The sequence below is a fragment of the Streptomyces sp. NPDC001732 genome (assembly GCF_053596315.1).
Genome location: NZ_JBSFFY010000083.1, coordinates 1 through 22,059, shown reverse-complemented (window position 1 = coordinate 22,059; position 22,059 = coordinate 1). Strand labels below are relative to the sequence as shown.

23 protein-coding genes and 5 pseudogenes are annotated in these 22,059 nt (G+C 69.5%); 16 read left to right on the top strand and 12 right to left on the bottom strand.

Annotated elements, in window-relative coordinates:
• Positions 1–303: 303 nt before the first annotated feature.
• Positions 304–840: a hypothetical protein gene (locus ACWCXX_RS36885; RefSeq protein ID WP_451135044.1), complete on the bottom strand. Its 537-nt coding sequence runs from the start codon at positions 838–840 to the stop codon at positions 304–306.
• Positions 841–1,093: 253 nt separating this feature from the next.
• On the opposite strand from ACWCXX_RS36885, the gene ACWCXX_RS36880 reads away from it, so the two are divergent.
• Both ACWCXX_RS36880 and ACWCXX_RS36875 read left to right on the top strand, forming a co-directional pair.
• Positions 1,094–1,576 (top strand): hypothetical protein, encoded by a 483-nt coding sequence (locus tag ACWCXX_RS36880; protein ID WP_451135042.1) that lies wholly within the window; start codon positions 1,094–1,096, stop codon positions 1,574–1,576.
• A 743-nt stretch (positions 1,577–2,319) separates the two neighbouring features.
• A complete protein-coding gene (locus ACWCXX_RS36875; protein ID WP_451135040.1) occupies positions 2,320–3,600 on the top strand; it encodes a hypothetical protein in 1,281 nt (426 codons plus the stop codon).
• Between the two features lie 608 nt (positions 3,601–4,208).
• On the opposite strand, the gene ACWCXX_RS36870 is transcribed toward ACWCXX_RS36875, so the two are convergent.
• Positions 4,209–4,466 (bottom strand): hypothetical protein, encoded by a 258-nt coding sequence (locus ACWCXX_RS36870; RefSeq protein ID WP_451135038.1) that lies wholly within the window; start codon positions 4,464–4,466, stop codon positions 4,209–4,211.
• On the bottom strand, positions 4,456–4,686 hold the full coding sequence (locus ACWCXX_RS36865) for a hypothetical protein (protein ID WP_451135036.1): 231 nt from the start codon (positions 4,684–4,686) through the stop codon (positions 4,456–4,458). The genes ACWCXX_RS36870 and ACWCXX_RS36865 overlap by 11 nt, the downstream gene beginning before the upstream one ends.
• 191 nt (positions 4,687–4,877) lie before the next feature.
• On the opposite strand from ACWCXX_RS36865, the gene ACWCXX_RS36860 reads away from it, so the two are divergent.
• Positions 4,878–5,705 (top strand): IS4 family transposase, encoded by an 828-nt coding sequence (locus tag ACWCXX_RS36860; RefSeq protein WP_451135034.1) that lies wholly within the window; start codon positions 4,878–4,880, stop codon positions 5,703–5,705.
• A 197-nt stretch (positions 5,706–5,902) separates the two neighbouring features.
• Here ACWCXX_RS36860 and ACWCXX_RS36855 read toward each other — a convergent pair whose 3' ends face one another.
• The 3 genes and pseudogenes from ACWCXX_RS36855 to ACWCXX_RS36845 form a co-directional block, all read right to left on the bottom strand.
• Positions 5,903–6,076 (bottom strand): hypothetical protein, encoded by a 174-nt coding sequence (locus ACWCXX_RS36855; protein WP_451135032.1) that lies wholly within the window; start codon positions 6,074–6,076, stop codon positions 5,903–5,905.
• A gap of 360 nt (positions 6,077–6,436) precedes the next feature.
• On the bottom strand, positions 6,437–6,805 hold the full coding sequence (locus ACWCXX_RS36850; RefSeq protein ID WP_451135030.1) for an Lrp/AsnC family transcriptional regulator: 369 nt from the start codon (positions 6,803–6,805) through the stop codon (positions 6,437–6,439).
• Positions 6,806–6,815: 10 nt separating this feature from the next.
• Positions 6,816–6,881, bottom strand: a pseudogene (locus ACWCXX_RS36845) (hypothetical protein); the annotation flags it as partial.
• Positions 6,882–7,012: 131 nt separating this feature from the next.
• Between ACWCXX_RS36845 and ACWCXX_RS36840 the strand changes: the two are divergent.
• Complete coding sequence (locus ACWCXX_RS36840; protein ID WP_451135046.1) at positions 7,013–7,186, top strand: hypothetical protein; 174 nt, start codon at positions 7,013–7,015, stop codon at positions 7,184–7,186.
• A gap of 149 nt (positions 7,187–7,335) precedes the next feature.
• On the opposite strand, the pseudogene ACWCXX_RS36835 reads toward ACWCXX_RS36840, so the two are convergent.
• Positions 7,336–7,422, bottom strand: a pseudogene (locus tag ACWCXX_RS36835) (AsnC family protein); the annotation flags it as partial.
• A 268-nt stretch (positions 7,423–7,690) separates the two neighbouring features.
• On the opposite strand from ACWCXX_RS36835, the pseudogene ACWCXX_RS36830 reads away from it, so the two are divergent.
• Positions 7,691–8,520, top strand: a pseudogene (locus ACWCXX_RS36830) (MFS transporter); the annotation flags it as partial.
• Positions 8,442–9,750: pseudogene (locus tag ACWCXX_RS36825) on the top strand (ISAzo13 family transposase); the annotation flags it as partial. The pseudogenes ACWCXX_RS36830 and ACWCXX_RS36825, both read left to right, overlap by 79 nt.
• Here the strand turns inward: ACWCXX_RS36825 and ACWCXX_RS36820 are convergent.
• Entirely contained in the window at positions 9,737–10,222 is a 486-nt protein-coding gene (locus tag ACWCXX_RS36820) for a MarR family winged helix-turn-helix transcriptional regulator (protein WP_451135028.1), read from the bottom strand. The pseudogene ACWCXX_RS36825 and the gene ACWCXX_RS36820 overlap by 14 nt on opposite strands.
• A gap of 265 nt (positions 10,223–10,487) precedes the next feature.
• Here ACWCXX_RS36820 and ACWCXX_RS36815 point away from each other — a divergent pair, with 265 nt between their 5' ends.
• From ACWCXX_RS36815 to ACWCXX_RS36780, 8 genes are all read left to right on the top strand, one after another.
• Positions 10,488–11,681, top strand: coding sequence for an MFS transporter (locus ACWCXX_RS36815; protein ID WP_451135026.1), 1,194 nt, complete (start codon positions 10,488–10,490; stop codon positions 11,679–11,681).
• A gap of 37 nt (positions 11,682–11,718) precedes the next feature.
• Positions 11,719–12,138, top strand: coding sequence for a GlcG/HbpS family heme-binding protein (locus tag ACWCXX_RS36810; protein ID WP_451135024.1), 420 nt, complete (start codon positions 11,719–11,721; stop codon positions 12,136–12,138).
• Positions 12,135–12,482: a nuclear transport factor 2 family protein gene (locus ACWCXX_RS36805; RefSeq protein WP_451135022.1), complete on the top strand. Its 348-nt coding sequence runs from the start codon at positions 12,135–12,137 to the stop codon at positions 12,480–12,482. Before ACWCXX_RS36810 ends, ACWCXX_RS36805 begins: the two co-directional genes overlap by 4 nt.
• An 11-nt stretch (positions 12,483–12,493) precedes the next feature.
• Entirely contained in the window at positions 12,494–13,324 is an 831-nt protein-coding gene (locus tag ACWCXX_RS36800) for an aldo/keto reductase (RefSeq protein WP_451135020.1), read from the top strand.
• A gap of 95 nt (positions 13,325–13,419) precedes the next feature.
• Positions 13,420–14,406 (top strand): TIGR03571 family LLM class oxidoreductase, encoded by a 987-nt coding sequence (locus tag ACWCXX_RS36795; protein WP_451135019.1) that lies wholly within the window; start codon positions 13,420–13,422, stop codon positions 14,404–14,406.
• Between the two features lie 109 nt (positions 14,407–14,515).
• Positions 14,516–15,526, top strand: coding sequence for an aldo/keto reductase (locus ACWCXX_RS36790; protein WP_451135017.1), 1,011 nt, complete (start codon positions 14,516–14,518; stop codon positions 15,524–15,526).
• A gap of 30 nt (positions 15,527–15,556) precedes the next feature.
• Complete coding sequence (locus ACWCXX_RS36785) at positions 15,557–15,976, top strand: SRPBCC family protein (RefSeq protein ID WP_451135015.1); 420 nt, start codon at positions 15,557–15,559, stop codon at positions 15,974–15,976.
• 90 nt (positions 15,977–16,066) lie between these two features.
• A complete protein-coding gene (locus ACWCXX_RS36780; RefSeq protein ID WP_451135013.1) occupies positions 16,067–16,453 on the top strand; it encodes a hypothetical protein in 387 nt (128 codons plus the stop codon).
• A 441-nt stretch (positions 16,454–16,894) separates the two neighbouring features.
• On the opposite strand, the gene ACWCXX_RS36775 is transcribed toward ACWCXX_RS36780, so the two are convergent.
• The 3 genes and pseudogenes from ACWCXX_RS36775 to ACWCXX_RS36765 form a co-directional block, all read right to left on the bottom strand.
• Positions 16,895–17,533 (bottom strand): hypothetical protein, encoded by a 639-nt coding sequence (locus ACWCXX_RS36775; RefSeq protein ID WP_451135011.1) that lies wholly within the window; start codon positions 17,531–17,533, stop codon positions 16,895–16,897.
• Between the two features lie 289 nt (positions 17,534–17,822).
• Positions 17,823–18,428, bottom strand: a complete 606-nt coding sequence (locus ACWCXX_RS36770) for a hypothetical protein (RefSeq protein ID WP_451135009.1) — start codon at positions 18,426–18,428, stop codon at positions 17,823–17,825.
• A gap of 377 nt (positions 18,429–18,805) precedes the next feature.
• Positions 18,806–19,075, bottom strand: a pseudogene (locus ACWCXX_RS36765) (winged helix-turn-helix transcriptional regulator); the annotation flags it as partial.
• Between the two features lie 127 nt (positions 19,076–19,202).
• Here ACWCXX_RS36765 and ACWCXX_RS36760 point away from each other — a divergent pair.
• Positions 19,203–20,081 carry an NAD(P)-dependent oxidoreductase gene (locus tag ACWCXX_RS36760; RefSeq protein ID WP_451135007.1) on the top strand — a complete coding sequence of 293 codons (879 nt, stop codon included), beginning with the start codon at positions 19,203–19,205 and terminating at the stop codon, positions 20,079–20,081.
• A gap of 307 nt (positions 20,082–20,388) precedes the next feature.
• On the opposite strand, the gene ACWCXX_RS36755 is transcribed toward ACWCXX_RS36760, so the two are convergent.
• Positions 20,389–20,592 carry a hypothetical protein gene (locus ACWCXX_RS36755; protein ID WP_451135005.1) on the bottom strand — a complete coding sequence of 68 codons (204 nt, stop codon included), beginning with the start codon at positions 20,590–20,592 and terminating at the stop codon, positions 20,389–20,391.
• 630 nt (positions 20,593–21,222) lie between these two features.
• Here ACWCXX_RS36755 and ACWCXX_RS36750 point away from each other — a divergent pair.
• Positions 21,223–21,870, top strand: a complete 648-nt coding sequence (locus ACWCXX_RS36750) for a DUF6518 family protein (RefSeq protein WP_451135003.1) — start codon at positions 21,223–21,225, stop codon at positions 21,868–21,870.
• The last annotated feature ends 189 nt before the right edge of the window (positions 21,871–22,059 follow it).

Below are 22,059 nucleotides of genomic sequence, written 5' to 3'. Positions count from 1 at the left end.
TCCGCATACTGGATGTATTCGGACGTTCCGACAACGCAGCGAGGTGCTGTAGCTGTCGTCGCGCGCCCGCCGGGGATTACGGGACAGCCCTTAGTCAGTTGTGACACAACGTAGATTCCTTGACCGCTTGGCCTCGTCGTGCGTGAAGGGGAGTTCCCTCCGTCTCGCGAGGGAGGACCGCTCCTCCGCGAGGGTGATGACCTTGCGGATCGCCTCGGAAGCAGAGAGACGAGGGTGCGCGCGAGGAGCCGATATTTCAGGCATTCCCGGCTCCAGCCTCCCAGGCCCTCACAGGTCTGTCCCTCAGACGCTGGGGCTCTGGGGGACAGCGGAGCGTGAAGCCGGCGCGGGCCGTGCTGAGTGGGCGCGGGCGAGGAACGCGGCGAGGGCACCAGCGGCTTCGGGCTCGGTGGTGGCGAGCCGGGCCGCGAACGCCAGCTGGTTGACGCCGACACCGGGGACCAGGCGAGCGAGTTCGGCGAGCAGCGCGGCGTGCGCGAGGACCGGCGGCGGCAGAAGGCCGGCGGCAGCCTCGCGGGCGACCGGCTCCGCGTAGTGCCCGAGATGCGCGGCCAGGGAGCGGGCGAGCCAGGCGGCAATGTCGGGCTGGACATAGCCGCCCGCACGCCGGGTCAGTTCGTCGCGTACGGCTTCGTCACCGTCGCGGGGCTCGGTGTGCTCCAGCGTGCCCAGCTCGCGCAGCGCCTGGAGCTCATCGGCGCGGGTCGCGATCCGGGCTGCTTCGCGCAGCTCGGCTTCCCGGGCGGCGGCGGCGAGTTCGGCCTGGACGACGTCGTCGGTGTCCGGGCTGAGCCCCTCGTACGGATATCGGCGCTGCACCCTCCATGGGTGCAGCGCCGAGCGCGTGCTCGGCGTCGATGCCACATCGTTCGGCATTGCGCTCCTCCAGTAGGGGCGCAATGCCGTTTTCGTGTGCGGGCGGCAAGTGGCAGATCCGGACGCATGGTTCCCGCAGGCGGGAAACGCGCAGGTCAGAGCAGGCTGCAAAAAAACATGGAGCCCCTTCCTTCCCGTAGCTGTATGGATTCCCATACAGCTACGGGAATCCATACAGCTACGGGAAGGACCCGCCGTGTCACTCACCCTTGTAACTGCCGCCCCCGCCATCGTCGGCACGCTGCTCGGCGCCATCGTCAGCGGCCGGTTCCAGGAGCGCGCCGCCGAACGGTCCGTCCGCATCAACCAGGGCGAAGCAATCCGCCGCGACCGGCTGGAGGCCATCACCGCCCTCGCCTCTGCCATCAGTGACCATCGCCAGGCGATGTGGAAGCGCGCCGACGCTGTGCTGTCGGACGCGCCAGCGGAAGAGGTCGCGGCCCTCCGCGAAGCAAGCCACCAGACCCGGGCTGTAGTTACCCGCCCGCTGGTTGCGCTGCGTGTGCTCATTGCGGACCAAGCCGTGCGCACTGCGGTCGACACGACGATCAGCCTGACGTACGGGATGCAACAGCCCTACGCCACCAAGGAGGAGCTCTCCGTCGTGCGAGAGGCCGCCAAGGACGCCGAGGACGCCTTTGTCGACGCCGCCGCCAGCTACCTCGCCCGAACCACCTGACCTCACCCGTATGCCGCCTGGGCAACCACGCCGGAATGTCATCGCTCTCCGGCGGCCCCGGCCACCGCCGCCACCCTCATCCCGCCCCGACTCGCCCTTCCTGCTGTGACCGCCTTCAAGGACGTGCTCTTCGAAGACACGTGCTGCAGGCCTGCTCACGCGGCAGCAGTCGGCCCACTGGCTCGCCGGCTGCGGCAGCCGTCTCGGAGGCAGCCGACCGCCTGCTGCATGATGAGGCCCAGCCTCGCTACCCGTGCAACAGGCATGCGCCGGCTGGATCGTGCGAATGCTGCGCTGCACCCTCGACGGACTTGCAGCAGGCGCCTTGCGCCCTTCCCCACCAGGAATAGCGGGACGTCTCGTCCGTGCAGCGCGGGGTGCTGCACCCGGCCGGTGACAACCATCGGCGGTCGTGGCCTGGTGGGAGGCGTCAGGTCAGGATCACCAGCATGCTCTGCAGCGGGCCGTCCTCGCCGACCTGGGCGAGCAGCACACAGTCGGCATCTCGGTGCCCAGCACGGGCTGGCGCTGATGGCGACGATCGCGCGGTCCAGGCAGTGCGTCTCGGACGCGACGAGCTTCGTCAGCCGGGTGAGCGCGGGCTCCGATTGTGACGGTCGGTGAGCACGGCATGTCCTTTGACAGGCGATCTTGACCGATTGACAGGTGAGTTTGACCGCTGGGCTCAAGGAGACAGCTCGCCTGCGGGATCGGTGTCAGCGGTCCCTGCGAGCATACGGATCATGAAACGATCCGACGATCTCCTGGCAGGGCTGGACGACATCGACTGGGCAGCCCTGGGGCACGCCTACGGCAGCGCCGAGGACGTGCCCGGCCAGCTCCGGACGGTGTGCGGGCTGGACGAGGAGGCCCGGGAGAGCGCCTTCCGCAGCCTGTTCGGCAACATCTTCCACCAGGGCTCCCGGTACTCGGCCTCTCCGTACGCCGTGCCGTTCCTCACCCGAATCGCCGTCGCGGGCCCGGTCGGCGCCCGGGCCGACGCGCTGCTGCTGCTGACCCGTCTGGCCATTGATTGGCACGACGAGTACGACCTTCCTCTCGGCATCGACACCGCCGCGTGGCGCGCCACAGCCATCAGCCCCGAAGAAAATCTGCGCTGGTACGACGAGCAGATCGCCGCCGAGACCGACGAGGAGCGACTGAAGAACCTGTGCGAGGGACGGGCGTACTGTGCGGCAGGGCACCCCGTCGACGCCCGCGAGGGCGCACTGCGCTCCTATGACGCGGTCCGCGCCCAGCTTCCCCTCCTGTGCTCGAAACTGCTCGACGACCAGGACCCGGAGATCCGCACCAAGACCGCGTACCTCCTCGGCTGGTTCCCCGAGGAGGCCGATGCCACCCTGCTCCCATTGCTGGCCTGCCTCGACGGCGAGCGGGACCCAGTCTGCGTCGCCACGGTCCTCGTCTCGGTCGGGCTGATCGCCGACCACGACCCGGACGGCCGACTCCGGCACCACCTCGACCACGAGCACCCCTTGCCGCGCTGGGCCGCCGCCACCGCCCTGACCCGCTTGCTGGTCGCACACCCGGCCACCGCGCCCGGCCTGCCGCCGGCGGAGCGCATCGCCGCCGAGCTGGCGACCTTCGGCGCCGGGCCGGCCCCCGAGACCGTCACCGCCCACCACGCGGGCGACCTGCACAGCTACGCCGTCCGCAGCCTGCTGCACTTGATGGGCGCCGCCGAGGACCCGGACGGAGTCCTCCTGGAGATCGTCCGCGCCCTGCCTCATATCGAGGAGACCGGAGTCGTGCCCCGCCCGCTGGCGGTCCGCGCCGAGAACCTGCTGGAAGCCCTGTTCGACCCCGCGGACACCGTACCGGTGTTCGCCGAGCTCTCCCCTGGGTGCCGGGAGTTGTTGAGGGTCCTGGCCGAGCTGCTGACCGCCGCGGACTTCCAGCCCGTGCCGTTCGGCTCCGACCTCCACGAGCGGTTCACCCAGTGCGGCCTCCCCAGTACCCGCCCCGCCCTACGCGCCTACGTCGGACTGTCCACCGAGGGGTGAGGGCCCGAGCGCTCCCCTCCCCGACCCCTGGGCACCGTTCCGCAACCACTGATCCCACCGCCCCTCACCGAGCGCCGGCCGCTGGCCGAGATCGGGTGACAGGAACCCAGCAGCGGTCAAACTCACCTGGCAAACGGTCAAGATCACCTGTCGGAGGACACGCCAGGCGCCGGGGCCTCTCACCTCCCAGGCTCCCAGGTCACCTCCCAGGAATACGTCTACCTGGGGATTCGCCGGTCACATCTCCCAGACATACAGGGCAATACACTCATTTCTGACTTCTATCTCCCAGCTACCTCCCAGGAGATCTGAGAGCTGGGGGATAGCTGTCAGTAATCATTTCCGGAGCGGCAGCGCAGTCGGCGCACCGTACGGAACCGCCGCGGGCGAGCGGGCACGAACAGACCGGGGCGGCCGGACCGCCGTCGTCCTCGGGCTTGTGGCTCCCCGGGCGGCGGTGTGCAGGCGGTGAGCGCGTCGGTGGCGTCCGGGCTGGCCTTCGAATGTCATCGCTCTCCGGTACCCCGGATCACCCGCAGCAGCACCCCGTGCAGCAGACACGGCGGTGCCCCGGACCCGACCAGGTCCGGGGCACCGCCACATGCCGATCAGACCTCGACGTACGCCACGATCGTGATCGTCTGGAGGGCCGTCACGTAGAAGATCACGCGGACTCCGTCGACGTCGTCCGCGTAGTCGCGCAGCAGGGTGCCGGGCACCGGGGTGCCCAGCTTCGGGTTGACGCTGATGGCGACGATCGCGCGGTCCAGGCGGTGCGTCTCGTTCGCGGTGAGCTTGGTCAGCTGGGTGAGCGCGGGCTCGACCATGATGACGCGCGAGCGGCGCGCGCCGTGCTCAGGCGACACGCGGCTGCTCGTCGGCGAGGCGGGCAAGGTGGGCGTCGCGGGCGGTCTCCCACGGCACGCCGGACTCCGCGGCCGGGTAGCCGTTGGCGGCGATGTCCTCCAGGACCGAGGCGAGGACGTCCGTCTTGGCCCGCTCCGCGGCCGCGTACGCGCGGGCCGATTCGGCGGCGTGCTCATCGAGGGGCTGGCGGGCGGGCACGGGGGCCGGCTGCTGGCTCATCCGGGGCTCCTGGGCTTCTGTCTGGCGTGTGCCACCACGGTATCGCCGGGACGCGGCGCGGGAGCCGGGTACGGGCGAACCGGCCCGCCGGAAGACGGGCGGGCCCGCGTGCCGGACCTTGGCCGTACGCCACCGGGTCGGCCAGGGCGAGACGGCCGACGAACTCGAGACCGCCGTCGACCGGGGCGCCGGTGCGAGCGAGGGCGGCGAGCAGCGCGGCGCGGGCGCGTACCGGGGCGAACAGCACGTACTTCGGCCGTCCCGGTTCGGGCCGGGGACAGCAGCGCAGTGCCTACCCGCAGGTGAGGGTCGCTGCGCTGGTGGAGTGCGGGACCCACGCGGTGTTCGCCGCGGCAACCGGCCCGCTGTCGGTTCATGAACAGCATTTGATTCCCGGCCTGCTGGGCCGGCTCGAGCCGGGAATGCTGCTGATGGCCGACCGCGGCATCACCGGCTTCGAGCTGTGGAAGGCCGCTTCGGGCACGGGTGCGGACCTGTTGTGGCGCGTCCGCAAGAACATCGTGCTCCCGTTCCTCGAAGCCTTCGAGGACGGCTCCTACCTGTCCGAGATCGTCGCGGCAGGCGACCGCAAGCGCCAAGATCCGGTCCGGGTCCGCGTCATCGAGTACACCCTCGGCCGTGAGGACGACGGCACGGTCTACCGGCTGATCACGACCGTCTGCAACCCGCAGGAGGCCTCTGCTGCCGACCTGGCGGGCCTCTACCATCAGCGCTGGGAGATCGAGAACACCCTGAACGAGATCAAGACCCACCAAGGTGGCCGCCAGCTGGTCCTGAGATCGCAATACCCCGATGGCGTCGAGCAGGAAATCTACGGCTTCCTCCTCGTCCACCACGCACTTCGGGACGTCATGCACCACACCGCTCACCAGGCCGGCCTCGACCCCGACCGACTGTCCTTCACCCGCACCCTTCGCATCGCCCGCCGCCACGTCACCGACCAGGCGGCACTTTCCCCCCTCACGACTCAGCCAAGCCCTGACCCACACCATCCGTGAGCTGCTGGAACGGCTCCTGCCACCCCGCAGGCAACGCTCCAACCCCCGCGTCACCAAACGCAAGATGGCCAACTGGCACCTCAAACATACCCACCACCGCAACCCGCCCCGACCACCCACCAGGGCAATCACACTCGTCCCACCCACCAAACCAACCAGCAAGCACCAGAAAAACACCTAAATCACCGGTATTGGCCCTAGACCAGCTCTTCCCGCGCGATCACCCGCCGGTCCAGCTCGATCTCGGCGGCCTCCAACACCTCAGCCAACCGGGCGACTTCCTCTCGTAGCCCTTCCACCCGCACACGGGCCGCTGTCTCCCGCTCCTCCAGCATTCCCAGCACCGACGCCATCGCGCACCCCTCGCTCACGGAGCGGAAACAAGATGCCGGATGTCTCCCTCATTCCGAGCCACACCATGCCTGACCAGTAGAAAACAACGGATCACGTTCGGTTGAGATACGGCTGTCTGACGACAGGCGGCGGGTTGGAGGTGCGGCTGCGCGTGCGGCAGGCAGCTCCCAGATGCTGCTGGGATGACAGGCAGACGACAACCGGATCCTCGGCACCGCTTTCCAACTCGTGGTCCTGGACCCCGCAGACCTCGACTTCCTCCGAGTCTCCCCTTACGAAGTGAGAAGACGTCTGTAAGGCAGGGTGCGCAGGCCCCCGCCGACAGCTTGACGGCCCGACGGCCGGTCGCTCAGCAGTCCGGCACCCCGGTGCTGGTGTCATACGAGCGCCGGGTGGATCAGCCGCCCAGGGTGGATGAGCGAGGCGGACTGCTTGAGCCGGTTCACCCGGACGCTGATCTCGTAGCCGCGGATGCCCTCGACATGGGCCAGGCGGCCGGTGAGGTAACGGCAGAAGTCGGGGGTGTCCCGGCAGGCGACCACGGCCATCAGGTTGTGGCGTCCGCTGATCGCGGCGACGAACGCGCACTCGTTGTGGCCGCCGACCTCCTCGCCGACCTGGTGCAGCCGCGGTAGGTCGACCTGCAGCCACAGGGTGGCGTTGAGCCGGTAGCCGAGGCGCTGGCAGGGTGTCGACGTCGTACGTGAGCGAGCCGGCTGCCTCCAGTGCCTCCAGGCGACGGGCAACCCGGGGCTTGGACCAGCCGGTGACCTCGGCCAGGTGGGTGTGGGTGGCCCGGCCGTCCTCGGCGAGCGCGCGCAACAGCGGCAGATCCTGCTCGCTCGGGGGTGGCGACGGGGCTGCCGCCGGGGCCGGAGGTCAGCCGTCGTACCTGTGCGGGGGTGAGCGAGGCGTCGGGGTCGGTCCAGGGCGCGGTGCCGGGATCGCCGTAGATGCGTACGACCAGGTCGACGTTCACGTCCAGGACCGCGCCCGCCCGCGGCAGTTGCCGCAGCAGCAGGTCGTCACGGTCGGTGCCGGCGGGGGAGCGGATGATGCAGATGATCTCCGAGCCGCCGGAGGCGATGCCGACGTACGCCACCTCGGACCGGCGGGCCAGTGACTGAGCCAGCGGTCCCACCGCATCAGGTCGGCAGCGCAGCCGGGCGATCCACTCCTCCTGGCCGTCGGCGTTCTGGTTGCCCAGTCCGACGACGCGCAGCAGGCCGTCCCGCCGCAGGGCGGCGTAGCGGCGCGCCACAGTCTGCTCGGACACGCCGATGACCTCCCCGAGCCGCCGGAACGAGACACGGGGCGCGCACTGCAAACCGTGGATGATTTTGCGGTCCAGGCCATCAGCCATGGAGGAATGATCCCACCGTCAGACGCACAGGCGGAGGTTCTGTGACGCTCGGTGGGATCGGCTGCGGGTTTCGGGCGCTTCGGGGAGAAGCTGATCGGCGGCTCCACGGGCGGCTGCCGTCGGCCGTCGCCCCCGGGAGCGGGCGCACGCTCCCGGCGGCGCTCCGAGAATGCGGGGCCTCCTCCCCTCGCAGCAGCCGAAGGAACGACTCCGTGAACTCCGCGCAACGACGCCGGTCCCCAGGGCCGGACGGGCTGCCACGCTCGTCATGGCCTGCCTGGGCGTCTTCGTCGCCTACCTGCCCGTCACCACCGTGTCGGTGAGCCTGCCGGCGATCCAACGCGCCCTGGGCCCGTCGACCTCCGAACTGTCCTGGGTGTCGGACGCGTTCGTGCTGCCGATGGCCGCGCTGATCCTGACCACCGGCGTCTGGGGCGATGTCCACGGCCGCAAGAAGGTCTTCCAGACCGGCATGATCTTCTGTGCGCTGGGCGCCGCGATCTCGCTGCTGTCCGGCTCGGTGCAGGCACTGTGGGTCGGGCAGGCCGTCTCCGGCATCGGCGCTGCCGCTCCGCTGCCCACCACACTCGCGCTGATCAGCCATGCCGTGCCCGACCATCGTGAGCGGGGCAGGTTCATCGGCTTCTGGGCGATGAGCCTGCCCCGCTCTCCGTCGGCCCACTGATCGCCGGCGCCCTGCTGGAGCACATCGCCTGGAGCTGGATCTTCCTGCTGCCGATACCTCTCTCCGTGGTCCTGCTGGCCGTCGCCGCGTTCCGGCTGCCCGACTCGCGCGCCCCGTACGGCCGCCGGCTCGACTGGCCCGGCCAGATCACCGCCGCCGTCGCCGTCACCGCACTGGTCTACGGCGTCATCGAGAGCGGCGCGGACGGCTTCGGCGAGCCCGCTGTGATCACCGCGCTGACGCTCGGCGCGGTCGCCGCCGGAGCCTTCGTCGCGGTGGAACTCCGCAGTGCCAGCCCGATGCCGGACCTGGCGCTGTTCCGCAGCCCCGCGTTCACCGCCACCGCGCTGGTGGCCGTGGTCAGCTTCCTCGGCCTGATCGGTTTCCTCTTCGTGCTCAGCACCCGGACAGGGACGCCCGGTTCCGTTACCTCAACGAGCAGGCACGAGACCACAGGGACGCCGGTGACCCGGGGATCGGCGTGGACAGCAAGAAGAAGGAGCTGATCGGCGACTACAAGAACGCGGGGGCACGAGTGGCGGCCCGCCGGGCAGCCCGTGAGGGTCAAGACGCACGACTTCCCCGGCCGGGCCGAGAAGGCGATTGCGTACGGAATCTATGACGTGGCGGCGAACACCGGCTGGGTCGGCATCGGCACCGATCACGACACCGCGGCGTTCGCCGTCGCCTCGATCCGGCGCTGGTGGCAGGCCCGAGGCCGACACGACTACCCCCGTGCCCGTCGGCTGCTGATCACCGCCGACGGCGGGGGCTCCAACGGCTGCCGCACCCGCGGCTGGAAGACCCAGCTGGCCGTCCTCGTTGCCGAGACCGGCCTTGAGATCACGGTGTGTCACCTGCCGCCCAGTACCTCGAAGTGGAACAAGATCGAGCACCGGCTGTTCTCCCACATCATCATGAACTGGCGAGGCAAGCCCCTGACCAGCCACGAAGTCATGCTCCAGACCAGCGCCGCAACCACCAGCCGTACCGACCTCGCCGTGCATGCCGAACTCGACAGCGGTGAGTGCCCCACCGGCATCCGTATCAGTGACGACGAGATCGCTGCCCTGCCCATCGCCCGTCATCGCTTCCACGGCGACTGGCACTACACCCTCCACCCCCAGCACCCGACGGACGCGGCGACCACCGGCAGCACACCGGACGAGGCCCTGGCCGACCGGCCGACTCGCCTCACGCGGCGTTCGCTCCAGGACCCGGAACCGACCGGGACGACCCGTCGGCAGCTCAGCGAACTCATCGACGCGTTGATTCCAGCGTTGGAGGTTCAACGCGAGCAAGTGCTCCGCACACGTCGAGGCCACGAGCGCCTGGTGGCCCCTGGCGCAGGTGCCAAAGCCAAGCTCACCTCAGCCGACCGAGTCCTGGCCACCGTGCTCCACCTGCGAAAACTCGCAACCATGGACCTCCTGGGCCAGCTCTTCAACACCATCGCGAGGTTCCGCGACCCCGAAAAACCAAGATCAAACCGACGTGTTGATTCCCGGCAGACTCTTAGCCGCCGAGGTCGGCGAGCTGCTCCGGGAGTATGGCCTGATCGAGGACGAGCAGCAGTAGTCAGCGCGAAGCCCCGGGACCGCCTGTCGAGGTCCCGGGGCTTCGTCGTGCTCAGCGTGCGGTAGCGGGCTCCGGGAGCCGTCGCGACATGTTCATCTCCTCGACGGTGGCGACCAGCGGGGCCAGCTCGGGGTTCTTGGCGGCCTCGTCCAGCGCCTCCCGGAGGGCGGCCTCGTTGGTCGGCCTGGCCGCTTCCAGGAGATCCAGGCCGGGGCCGGTCACGTCGGTGTAGATGCCGCGGCGGTCGGTCGCGCAGAGGTAGCGCGAGAGCAGGCCGCGGTCCTCCAGCCGGGTGACGAGGCGGGTGGTGGCGCTCTGGCTGAGCACGACCGCGTCGGCGACCTGCTTCATCTGCAGGTGCCCGCCCTCGCCGTCGTGCTGGCGGCTGAGCACGTCGAGCAGCGAGTACTCGCGCACGCTCAGGTCGTGCTCGGCCTGGAGGGTGCGCTCGATGTGTGCCTCGATCCGGCCGGCCAAGAGGTAGAGGGCGGCCCAGCCGTTGGCGAGGGCGGTCAGTGCGGGGTCCGTGGCGGTCATGGGCGCGGCGCTCCTTCCAGGTGCATGTTCTCCAGGATAAGCCCTTGCGCACAATATTAGCCAGCGCGTGCATCCCGCTCGCGCAAGTATTGCTCTCCGTGGGCCCCGGACCGACATGGTTCCGGGTCCCACCCGCGTTCGCATGTTTGCTGCCATCGCCCACCATTGGCGATGAGTGAATGCCCGCATTTGCGCTTAGCCCGCGCATGCAACTATTGTTGGAGCACGTAAGGCGCAACAGCAATCGTATGGAGGGTGGCACACCATGCCTCTCGCGCTCCTAGCCCTGGCCATCGGGGCCTTCGGGATCGGTACGACCGAGTTCGTGGTCATGGGCCTGCTGCCCGAGGTCGCCGGCGACTACGGGGTGTCCATCCCCTTCGCCGGACTCCTGGTCACCGGTTACGCGATCGGCGTCGTCATCGGCGCCCCGCTGATGACGGTGCTCGGCACCCGGATCAGCCGCAAGACGATGCTCATGATCCTCATGGGCCTGTTCGTGGTGGGGAACCTGCTCTCCGCCGTGGCGCCGACCATGGGCGTGATGCTCGCCGGCCGCATCGTGGCCTCCCTCGCCCATGGCGCTTTCTTCGGCATCGGCTCGGTGGTCGCCGCCGACCTCGTTGCCCCCGACAAGAAGGCCGGCGCCATCGCCACGATGTTCACCGGCCTCACCATCGCCAACATCGCCGGCGTTCCGCTGGGCACCTTCATCGGCCAGGCCGTCGGCTGGCGCGTCACCTTCGCCGTCGTCGCCGCGCTCGGCGTGGTCGGACTGCTCGGCATCGCCAAGCTCGTCCCCGCCCTGCCCCGCCCCGAGGGCGCCCACCTGCGCCGCGAGCTCACGGCGTTCCGCAACCCCCAGGTCCTGCTCGCCATGGCGATGACCGTCCTCGGCTTCGGCGGTGTCTTCGCGGCGATCACCTACATCGCCCCGATGATGACCCACGTCGCCGGGTACTCCGACGGCGCCGTCACCTGGCTGCTGGTCCTGTTCGGCGTCGGCATGTTCCTCGGCAACCTGCTCGGCGGCAAGTTCGCCGACCGCAAGCTGATGCCGATGCTCTACGCCTCCCTCGGCGGACTCGCCGTCGTGCTGGCCCTGTTCACTCTCACCGCGCACAACAAGATCCTCGCCGCGGTCTCCATCCTGCTCGTCGGGGCGCTCGGCTTCGCCACTGTCCCGCCGCTGCAGAAGCGGGTCCTCGACCAGGCGCACGGCGCGCCCACCCTGGCCTCCGCCGTCAACATCGGCGCCTTCAACCTCGGCAACGCCCTCGCCGCGTGGCTCGGCGGGATGGTCATCGCCGCCGGCCTCGGCTACACCGCCCCGAACTGGGTCGGCGCGCTGCTCGCCGGGGCCGCCCTCCTGCTGGCCATCTGGTCCGCCGCCCTGGAGCGCCGCACCCCCGTACGGGAGGGCGCCGTCACCGCCGCTCCCGTCCCCGTCCACCACTGACCGCCCCCTCCCCGTTCCTTCCAGGAGAAGCGCCACCATGAACACCACCCTCACCCCGCTGACCACCGCCGACGCCGAGACCCTCGTCGCCGCCGCCCGCCGCGCCGCCCGGGCGGCCGGGGTCGCGGTCAGCGTCACCGTCCTGGACGCGGGCGGCCACCTGCTCGCCTTCCTCCGTGACGAGAGCGCCGTGCTGATCTCCGGGGAGACCAGCACCCGCAAGGCATACACCGCCCTCCAGCTGGGCGCCCCCACCGCCGACCTGGTCGACCTCGTCAAGCCGGACGGACCGTTCCATACCCTGCCCACCGCGCTCGACCGGCCGCTCCTCTTCATCGCCGGCGGCGTCCCGATCCACCGCGACGGCAAGCTCGTCGGCGCCATCGGCCTCGGCGGCGGCGCCCCCGAGCAGGACCACTCCTTCGCCACCGCCGCGCTGACGGAACTCGCCCGGTGACCCGCACTCCGCAGGAGGTCTTCGCCGACCACGGGCAGCGCCTGGGCACCGGGGACCTCGACCACATCGCCGGGAACTACACCGAGGACACCGTCCTCATCACCCCCGAGGGTGTGTTCCGCGGCCACGACGGGGTCCGGCGGGTCATCGGCCGTCTCCTGGCCGATGTCCCGGGGGCCGACTGGCAGCTGGCCCCGCAGTTCGCGGGCGGGGTGCTGTTCCTCCAGTGGACCGCCGCCACCGCCACTCACCAGGTCCCCGACGGCACCGACACCTTCGTCTTCCGCGACGGACTCATCAGCGCCCAGACCCTCCGCTACACCCTCACTGACCGCCCTCTCTGAAAGTGCGCACCATGAACAACCCCACCGTCCCCACCGTCAAGCTCAACAACGGCGTCGAGATCCCCCAGCTCGGCTTCGGCGTCTTCCAGGTCCCCGACGACGAGACCACCGCCGCCGTCACCTCCGCCCTCCAGGCCGGCTACCGCAGCATCGACACCGCCGCGATCTACGGCAACGAGACCGGCGTCGGCCGCGCCCTGGCCGCCTCCGGCCTGCCGCGCGAGGAGCTGTTCGTCACCACCAAACTGTGGAACGCCGACCAAGGCTACGACGCCACGCTGCGCGCCTTCGACGCCAGCCTCGCCAAGCTCGGTCTGGAGCAGATCGACCTCTACCTGATCCACTGGCCCACCCCGGCCCGCGACCTCTACCCGGACACCTGGCGCGCCGTCGAGCGCCTCGCCTCCGAGGGCCGCATCCGCGCCGCAGGCGTCTCCAACTTCCAGCCCGCCCACCTCCAGCGCCTGTTGGACAACAGCCAGCTGGTGCCTGCCGTCAACCAGATCGAGCTGCACCCCGGCCTCCAGCAGGCCGAGCTGCGCGCCTTCCACGCCGAGCACGGCATCGCCACCGAGGCGTGGAGCCCGCTCGCCCAGGGCGCCGTCCTGGACGACCCGGCGATCACCGCGATCGCCGCCCGCACCGGCAAGTCCGCCGCCCAGGTGGTCCTGCGCTGGCACCTCCAGCTCGGCAACATCGTCATCCCGAAGTCCGTCACCCCGGCGCGCATCCGCCAGAACCTGGACGTCTTCGACTTCCAGCTGACCGACGAGGACATGGCCGCCATCGCCGCCACCGACCGCGGCCTGCGCACCGGCCCGCACCCGGACCAGTTCAACTGACCGACCCCGCACCTCCGGAAGCCCGCTGCGGGCCGGCTCTTCCCGGCCCGCAGCGGGCTTCGCCCGTTCCCCCCGCTCTGAGGACCGATTCACCCATGGCACCCCGTCACACCGCCCTCGCCCGCCTCGCCCCCGGCGAGGGCCGGCTCACCCTCGGCCTGGAACTCCCCCTCGACAACGACTGGGGCCCCTCCCGGCAGGCGGCCGACCGTACGGCCGGCCGCCCCCACGGCGTTCCGGACCTCGCCGACCACGCGCGCCTCGCACAGCTCGCCGACCGGCTCGGCTTCGCCGGCCTCTGGGTGCGCGACGTCCCGCTCTTCGACCCCGTCCGCTTCGGGGACGCCGGGACGGTCTTCGAGACCTTCACCCACCTCGGCCACCTCGCCGCCGTCACCGAGCACGCCGTCCTCGGCACCGCGGCCGTCGTCCTGCCGCTGCGCGAACCGCTGCTCGTCGCCAAGGCCGCCGCCACCGTCGATGCGCTCTCCGGCGGCCGGATGCTGCTCGGCCTCGCCAGCGGCGATCGTCCCGTCGAGTACCCGCTCTTCGGACAGGACTTCGAGGCCCGCGGCGCCGCCTTCCGCGAGGGACTGCACACCCTGCGCGCCGCCTGGCGCCCCGGCCCGCTTGAACTGCCCGGGGCCGGACTCGGCCCGGACTTCCAGCTGGAGGTCCTGCCGAAACCGGCGCAGGCGGCAGGCATCCCGATCGCCGTCGCCGGCGGCGCCCAGCAGACCCCCGAGTGGATCGCCGAGCACGCCGACGCCTCGCTCAACTACCCCCGTGACCTGGGCGCGCTGCGCCTGCGGACCCGCCAGTGGCACGAACTCGCCGGGGAGAAGCCGTACGTGACCCCGATGGTGCTCACCCTTCAGGAAGACCCGCACGCCCCGGCCCGTCCGATCCGGCTCGGCCTCAGCACCGGCCGCAACGCCCTGATCGAGCACCTGGAGACCATGGCGCTGTTCGGGGTCTCGCACGTCTCCTTCAACCTGCGGCCCAACGACCGGCCGGTGGAGGAGCTGCTGCAGGAGCTCGCAAAGTACGTCCTGCCACGATTCCCCGCGTCCGGCGCATAGAACCCTTGCATTAGCCAGCGTCTGCAATTATTGTTAAAGCGTGCAAGGTGCGTTCACATCTATCGAGTGGTCCTTGCACCCCCACTCCCCGTCTCGAAAAGGCACCACCATGTCCCTCAAGAAACTCCTCCCCGGCAAGCTCGGCTACGGCACCGCCCCGCTCGGCAACATGTTCCGCGCGATCCCCGACGACGAGGCCCGCGCCACCGTCGAGGCCGCCTGGCAGCAGGGCGTCCGCTACTACGACACCGCCCCCTTCTACGGCGCCGGTCTCGCCGAGGAGCGCCTCGGCGAAGTCCTCTCCGCCAAGCCCCGAGACGAGTACGTGCTCTCCACCAAGGTCGGCCGCGTCATCCTCGACGAGCTGGAGGAGGACGCCCGCGAACTCGGCGAGAAGGGCGGCCTGTTCGAGCACGGCAACCCCAACAAGATGCTGCACGTCTGGACCGCCGAGGCCACCGAACGCTCCATCGAGGACAGCCTCAAGCGCCTGCGCACCGACCGCCTGGACATCGTCTGGGTCCATGACATCGCCCAGGACTTCCACGGCGACGCGTGGCTGCAGAAGTTCGAGGAAGCCCGCACCGGCGCCTTCCGCGTCCTGTCCCGGCTGCGCGACGAGGGCGTCATCAAGGCGTGGGGCCTCGGCGTCAACAAGACCGAGCCCATCGAGCTCACCCTGTCCCTCGACGAGCCGCGGCCCGACGGCTTCCTCCTCGCCGGCCGCTACACCCTCCTCGATCACGAGCACGCCCTCCAGCGCCTGCTGCCCATGGCCCAGGAACAGGGCGCCGACATGGTCGTCGGCGGCCCCTACAGCTCCGGCATCCTCGCCGGCGGCACCCACTTCGAGTACCAGGAAGCCCCTGCGCACATCATCGAGCGCGTCACCCGGCTCAAGAACCTGGCCGCGAAGCACGGCGTGAGCATCAAGGCCGCCGCCCTGCAGTTCTCCCTCGCCCACCCGGCCACCGCCGCAGTCGTCGCCGGCGCCACCAAGCCCAGCCGCATCGCCGAGGACCAGGCGGCGCTCAACGAGACCGCACCCGCCGCGTTCTGGCAAGAGCTGCGCGCCACAGGCCTCGTCAGCCCGGCCGCCCCGCTCCCGTACGGCGCCTGAACCACCCCCAACCCGTCAGGAAATCCGATCATGGCCTCCACCTCCGTCAGCCGCATCGTCCCCGCCTCCCCTCAGCAGGTCTGGAACCTCATCGGCGGCTTCGACTCCCTCCCCGACTGGCTCCCCTACATCCCCGAGAGCACCGCCCTCGCAGGCGGCCGCGTCCGCCGCCTGCGCAACCCCGAGGGCGGGATCATCATCGAGCGCCTCGTCGCCTTCAACGAGGCCGAGCGCCACTACAGCTACGCCATCCTGGAAGCCCCGTTCCCCGTCAACGGCTACGTCTCCACGATCCGCGTCCACGCCGTCCCCGGCCAGGACGATGCCGCCGAGGTCCAGTGGTCCGGCCGATTCAACCCCGACGGCGCCACCGACGCCGAGGCCGAGGACCTGTTCGCGGGCATCTACCGCGACGGCCTCGACGCCCTCCACACCGCCCTCGCCGCCTGAGCCCCCTTCCTTCCTCCTGCAAGCCCAGGTAAGCCCCCGCGTACCCGGACTGCCGGATCGTCCCGGCCCCCGGAGGAGCCCGCGCCAGGCGTGGGGAAAGCGACGTCGAAGACGGTGGGGGTGCTGGTGAGCGTGGCGTCCAGAGCCTCCATGGAGGCCTCGCCTACGGCCCGGGCCGGCGGACGACTCGATCCTCACCCGCATGCAGCCGTCCGTCACCTCGGTCCCGACCGTCAGGGGGCGGCCTGTCGCCGCTGGCACATCGGCGAGATCCCTCAGCTCGCCGACGGCGACCGTGTCGCGGAGATCCGACTTGGAGCGGACCGCATCGTCCTTGCCCAGCGCAACGAGGTCGCCGGGGCGGCCGTCGTCGGCTTCGAGGTCCTGGTGGGCTGCCCCGGCCGACAAGGAATGCGAGGGCCCGAGGTGGACCCCGGTCTGCAACGTGACCGATCTCCTGCACGCCCTGACCGGTGAGCTGACGAACGACCCGGACGTGCACTGCACCCTCCACGGCCCGCACAACAGCCACAATCAGGACGACGACCTCGAAGAGCCGGACCGGCCCGGAGGGCCAGCACGCGGACACGATCCGCGTGTGAGCCGCGCCGCAGACAGACCACACCCGCACTTTGTGCCGCCCCGGACCCGCACCCGCGGGGACCGGGACGGCCGCAGTGGCCCCTCAACCTTGGACAGCGAGAGGAGATGGGCGTCATGCCCCTGCCTTATCTCGAGGCCGACATCCCGATACACCGCACTGATCAACCCCGCTGAGTGGCGTGCACCTCTTCACCGGCTGCGCCGACAGCTGCAGCGCCGCTGTACGGATTGCGCACGAGATTTACGACGTGGCACGCGCCACGGCAGTGGCCAAACTTGAGATCCCCCACGATGGCCGGACGGTTGGGGAGACTGCTAGACGGTCGAGCAGTTCAGGAGCCGCCCGTCGGTGGTGCCAATGAGCAGTCGGCCGGGTTCGGCAACGGTCAGCGCGGTAGCCACGACGGGTACTCCGGCAACAGTCAGATGCCGACGCCAGCGAACGTTGCCGTCACGGAGACCGAGTCCGACGATTTCGCCATCGTCGTACGTGACATAGAGGGTCTCCATGTCGTGGTCGAGGTCAGTGGCCTTCCGGTCTGCCCGAAAGACCCAAGGGGGCTCTTCAACGGCTACTGCGCGCCGTACGACGAACGAGCCGCCGGGCTGCAACTCGTGGCCGTGATAGGCGGTGCCGGCATGAATCAGGTCACCCTCGGTGGTCTCCACGCCGGGGCCGGCGAAGTGTGTCTCTTCCGGCTTCCAGGAGTAGGGAGACAACTGATTGACCTCCGCTCCTCTCGGCTCACGAGGACGTTCGGCAACCGGTACGGACCCCAGGTCTGCTGCCGCCAGCCAGGCTTCACCTGGTCCAGGCCGCTGCCCGGCCTTCGCGGAAACGGTTTCCAGAAAGTAGATCCGGCTGCCACGCCGGATACGCAACCTGCTCCGCTCGCCGTTCTGCCCAGCGGGCGCGAAGACGGGCAGGTCGTCAGCACATCGCACCAGGGACACCGAGCTGGGGGAGTGAGGTGGGCGAGCTGCGCCCCGCCCTGGAGCGCGAGCCGGCCCACGGCGTGGGCACGCTCCTCCCATGGAGGCCGTACCAGACCAACCCAGGCCGATCGCTCATCTGTGGCGATGACGAGGTCACGGCCGCCACCATCGTCGTCCCGGACAACCCACTGCCGTCGCCCCGAGGGCAGCCAGGACTCCAACTGGACCCCGTCGAGCGTCGCCACGATCCTTCCATCGGACAGTTGCTCAACCGCGCGGACGTTGCGTCGTGGGTCCCAGTTCTTACTCAGACCGGAGACTTCTGGCGGGCATCCTCTCGACGGTCGGTTCGCGGGGCCGCCACCCGCGGTCCGGCCAGGTCATATCCGGTGATCGACCGGGGCGGTACAGCCCGCCAGTCGGACCGATGCACCACTGCGACATGCCCTTCGCTCCACGCGTCTTTGTCCTGCCAGTCGTCAGGCGGTGCCATCAGCACGCGTAGTTCCTGTTCACTGAGCCATTCCAGGCCCAGGACCTGGCGGCCGAGCCCGTGCTCGATGAACGACGTGGCGCTGCCCGTCTCCAGGTCCAGCAGGAGCAGTTCCCCTTCAAAGAAGTAGCCGCCGTCGTAGTCGCCCGAACCGACTGCAAGGAGGGGGAGCCTGGGGCGGAAAGCCATCGCGTGCACGGGATAGCGCGCATGGAGAAGAGCTCGGCAGGCCAGATCATCGGCACCGTAGACCCCAACTGGAGCGGTGCTGGCGAACTCATGCACGCCCGCCACCGCCACGTGCCTGCCAGCCACCGCCAGCAGTCCGCGCTCCTCGTCCTCGACGGCGAGGACGGGATCACCAACCTCGACAAAAGGACGGTCGCCGAAGATTCGGTCGATGCGGAACGAGATGGTCATGGCGGTGATCTTCTCAGCGACCAGAAGCTGCGTGAAGCCACGAGCTTCAAGAAGCCGAACCCAAGAACTTGACGGGGTACTACAAGGCTCTGCGGCCGGGGCGGATGGTTATCACCGGCACACCCGAGTTCCGGCCGGACGAGCAGGTCGGTGGTGACGCGGGTACAGGGAAAACCGTTCTCGCTCTGACCCTGCTCCTGGGCCCGGCCAAAGACCGCACCGCGCAAGACTCCGTGCCTGTCCGCCTCAGCGCTGCCTCCTGGCGGGGGTAACGCAACCCCCCGGCCACGTACGAGCGCGCCCGAAGGTAACCGCAGAATATTGTCAAGAGTTGTGGACTGGGTCGTTGCCGTCTATCGCTGTTCCCACTCGGTCCGGGTGAGTTCGTACTCGACCCTCGGCGGCACCACGGGGTACACCTCCCGGTGCACGAGGCAGTCCTCCTCCATCTCCCGCAGGTGTTGGACGAGCATCTTCTCGCTGACCCCCGGGAGCCCGCGCCGCAGTTCCGCGAAACGGCGCGTGCCGTGCTCGTGCAGTTCCCAGATGATCAGGGACTTCCACTACCCGGTGACGACGTCCATGGCCGCGTCGACTCCGCAGAAGTAGGGGCCCCGTCGTGCTGCTGTCGCCAAGAGTTCCTCCATGCCGCCCGGATGGTACTTACCATCCGGTGAGTACCGCACTAATTAGTCCGTACTGTTCAACTCTACTGGCCCTGACGAGGATTGAGGCATCAACGGAACCTTCCGCACGGCATGAGAGAGCAGTGACATGCACGAGATCCACGAAACCGACGTGAGCATCCTCGGACTCGGCGCGATGGGCAGCGCGCTTGCCGAGGTTTTGATGAAGGCCGGAGTGCGGACCACGGTCTGGAACCGCTCGACGGGCAAGGCAGAGGCACTCGTTGCACAGGGAGCGACCGAGGTCGCCTCTGCCGCCGAGGCGGTCCGGGCGAGTCCGCTGGTAGTCGTCTGCCTCTTCGACCACGACTCGGTGCACGAGGTACTCGACCCGCTCGTGGGCGACCTGGCGGGACGGAAGCTGGTCAACCTGACCACAACCAAGCCCGAGCAGGCGAGACGGTCGGCCCTCTGGGCGGCCCAGGCGCAGATCGCCTACCTGGACGGCGGCATCATGGCGGTGCCTTCCATGATCGGGCAGCCGGGGGCCTCGATCCTGTACAGCGGCTCGCAGGAGGTGTTCCGTGAGCACGCGGCACTGTTCGACCGGTGGGCGACCAGCACCTACTTCGGCGAGGACCCGGGGCTGGCCTCGCTCTACGACTTCGCGTTGCTCTCGGCGATGTATGTGATGTTCGCAGGGTTCATGCAGGGTGCAGCCATGCTGGCGCCGGCGGGCGTGCCGGCGAGCCGGTTCGCGGCGATGGCCGCCCCGTGGCTGACCGCGATGACCGGCGAACTCACCGGGTACGCCGAGGTCATCGACGGCGGTGACTACACAGTCCCGGGGCAGCAGAGCCTGACGTTCTCCAACCTCGGCCTGTTCATCGAGGCGATCGCTGACCAGGGAGTGAGCGCCGAACCGATTGCCATGGTCCAGCGCCTCATACAGCAGCAGGTGGACGCCGGCCACGGGACAGAGGGATTCGCCCGCATCATCGAGAGTCTCAAGCACTCCGGCGCATGAGTGGTCGCCGTCGAGCGTTTCCGCCCCTCTTCGCCGGTGGGGCGGGCGCCGGCGGGCTCGTACGACTGCGGGCACGCGGGCCGGGACGGTTGGCCCGGTGCTGAGCCTGTACGCAGTGCCGACCTGCTCCGGACCCGTCCGACGGCATCCGGACGGCCAGGTCGGACCAAGCCGTGGCGACAGTGACGTGCTTGGTCGACAACTGCCCTGCCCCCGCGCACCCTGGTGGGTGGCGCGAGGCAGAGGTCGGGTGCAGATGACAGACAATCAGGCCGGTCCACACATTGGTGCGAGGGAAGGGCGGCGGTCAGTGGCCGGCTGTCACCGGCTTCACCTCCTCGTCCTCCGATGCCGTCCCCACGACGGCGCGGCGCTCGGCGGGGCGGTGGAGCAACAGGAGCAGGGCGGTGGCGAGGCCGACCAAGGAGAAGATCGCGGTGGCCAGGAAACCCACCCGGAAGCCGTCGTTGTGGCCGGACGCGTCGGAGCCGGTGGCGAAGGCGAGGGCCACCGACGAGCACGACCAGGAGCACGGGCTCGATGCTGGAGAAAGCTGGCAGATTCCCTCGCGACTTGGCGAGCCAGAAGAAAAGCCCCCGTTTCAGAGCCCCTCAGCCCCATGAATCAGCGGGCGTATTCCACTCACCGAAAGAGGGAAAAGAGGAGGAGAGCGGCAGTGAGTTGAGAAAAAATCCGGGCCGGGTTTTGACGCACTGGCTTCGTGCATGGCAAGCAGCAGCGTTTCGACAGCAGTTTGGGCGGCACCACGACCGGCGGTGCTTCCCGGATGTTCACGGCTCCGGGAGGCGGCGCAGGCGCCCAGGAAGCAGTGCCCGCGACACGAGCGTCCGCGGCCTGCGGTGTCCTGAGGACAAAAGCGCTGGCTACGGGCACAGGGCGTCGATCGTGGCCGTGCCGTTGCCGACTGCCGCGCCGTCGGGCCGGGGTGCCTCCCGAAGTCGTGAACATCGCCTATCCGTACGAGCGTGCGACGCGCGGAGCCGTGTCGAAACGTCGGCGTGACTCGTGAACAAAGCCAGGCCGGGCAGGTCAAGGGAACGCATTTATAGCCCCGCGCATCCTTATAACTGCACCAAGGGGCGTGAGCCTCGCAGCCCTCGAAACAGAAGTGAGCACCACCATGAACACGCCTCCTGTCGCCGCCTCGGTGCCCGGCACGAGCGGAAGAGCCTGGGCCCACGCAACGGCGTCGGCATTCGCCGGAGGACTCCTTCTCGGCATACTGACCAACCTGGCCCAGGCCTGGCTTCCGGGGTCCTGGAACCAGATCGCCAACTCCGGTGCGGTCTGGTCCGTCGCCGCCTTCGCCGCGGGTGCGCTGCTGGCCCGGAAGGTCAGCCTGCCTGCGGTCGCCGTCGCGGGTCTGTGCGCCGAGTCCGGCCTCGTCGTCGGTTACTACGGCTACGCGGAGGTCGTGCGCGACGGCATGGGCTCTCTGTTCGCTCCCCTCGTCTGGCTGGGTATGGCGTTCATCGCCGGCCCTCTGTTCGGGGTGGCGGGCTCCTGGTGGCGAGGCAACAGCCCGCGCCACCGCGTTGTCGGCCTCGCTGCCCTCGCGGGCGTTTTCGGCATGGAGGCCATCCACTACGCCTGGGTCCTGCACTACACCCCCCAGGCATGGGCCTGCCTCGCCGTTCTGGTCCTCGTGGCGCTGCTCATGGGCCGCACCCACAGGGAACGCGTACTGACCCTCCTGACTGCCATTCCCTTCTCGCTACTGGCCTACCTCATCTTCGTAAAACTGATCCTGACGACGGCCCTCGGCTGATACATCCTTTGCACACTCTCGCCCCGGAACCAGAACGACTGCTACCGCCATCCGCTGCACCGCTGGCTCTCGTGCCGAGATTTGTCCCCCAAGGGCTGTCCCGTAAATGATCTACGGCATGCTGGTTGACCAGCGTTGTTTCCGGGTCATCCGGCGAGGGTGAGGTTGTGGAGGCGGGCGATGCCGAGC

Excerpts from the sequence above, each read along its gene's own strand:
- ACWCXX_RS36875 (WP_451135040.1), top strand. The coding sequence starts at position 2,320 with ATGAAACGATCCGACGATCTCCTGGCAGGGCTGGACGACATCGACTGG.
- ACWCXX_RS36865 (WP_451135036.1), bottom strand. The coding sequence starts at position 4,686 with ATGAGCCAGCAGCCGGCCCCCGTGCCCGCCCGCCAGCCCCTCGATGAG.
- ACWCXX_RS36840 (WP_451135046.1), top strand. The coding sequence starts at position 7,013 with ATGCGTACGACCAGGTCGACGTTCACGTCCAGGACCGCGCCCGCCCGC.
- ACWCXX_RS36820 (WP_451135028.1), bottom strand. The coding sequence starts at position 10,222 with ATGACCGCCACGGACCCCGCACTGACCGCCCTCGCCAACGGCTGGGCC.
- ACWCXX_RS36815 (WP_451135026.1), top strand. The coding sequence starts at position 10,488 with ATGCCTCTCGCGCTCCTAGCCCTGGCCATCGGGGCCTTCGGGATCGGT.
- ACWCXX_RS36810 (WP_451135024.1), top strand. The coding sequence starts at position 11,719 with ATGAACACCACCCTCACCCCGCTGACCACCGCCGACGCCGAGACCCTC.
- ACWCXX_RS36800 (WP_451135020.1), top strand. The coding sequence starts at position 12,494 with ATGAACAACCCCACCGTCCCCACCGTCAAGCTCAACAACGGCGTCGAG.
- ACWCXX_RS36795 (WP_451135019.1), top strand. The coding sequence starts at position 13,420 with ATGGCACCCCGTCACACCGCCCTCGCCCGCCTCGCCCCCGGCGAGGGC.
- ACWCXX_RS36790 (WP_451135017.1), top strand. The coding sequence starts at position 14,516 with ATGTCCCTCAAGAAACTCCTCCCCGGCAAGCTCGGCTACGGCACCGCC.
- ACWCXX_RS36785 (WP_451135015.1), top strand. The coding sequence starts at position 15,557 with ATGGCCTCCACCTCCGTCAGCCGCATCGTCCCCGCCTCCCCTCAGCAG.
- ACWCXX_RS36770 (WP_451135009.1), bottom strand. The coding sequence starts at position 18,428 with ATGACCATCTCGTTCCGCATCGACCGAATCTTCGGCGACCGTCCTTTT.
- ACWCXX_RS36760 (WP_451135007.1), top strand. The coding sequence starts at position 19,203 with ATGCACGAGATCCACGAAACCGACGTGAGCATCCTCGGACTCGGCGCG.
- ACWCXX_RS36750 (WP_451135003.1), top strand. The coding sequence starts at position 21,223 with ATGAACACGCCTCCTGTCGCCGCCTCGGTGCCCGGCACGAGCGGAAGA.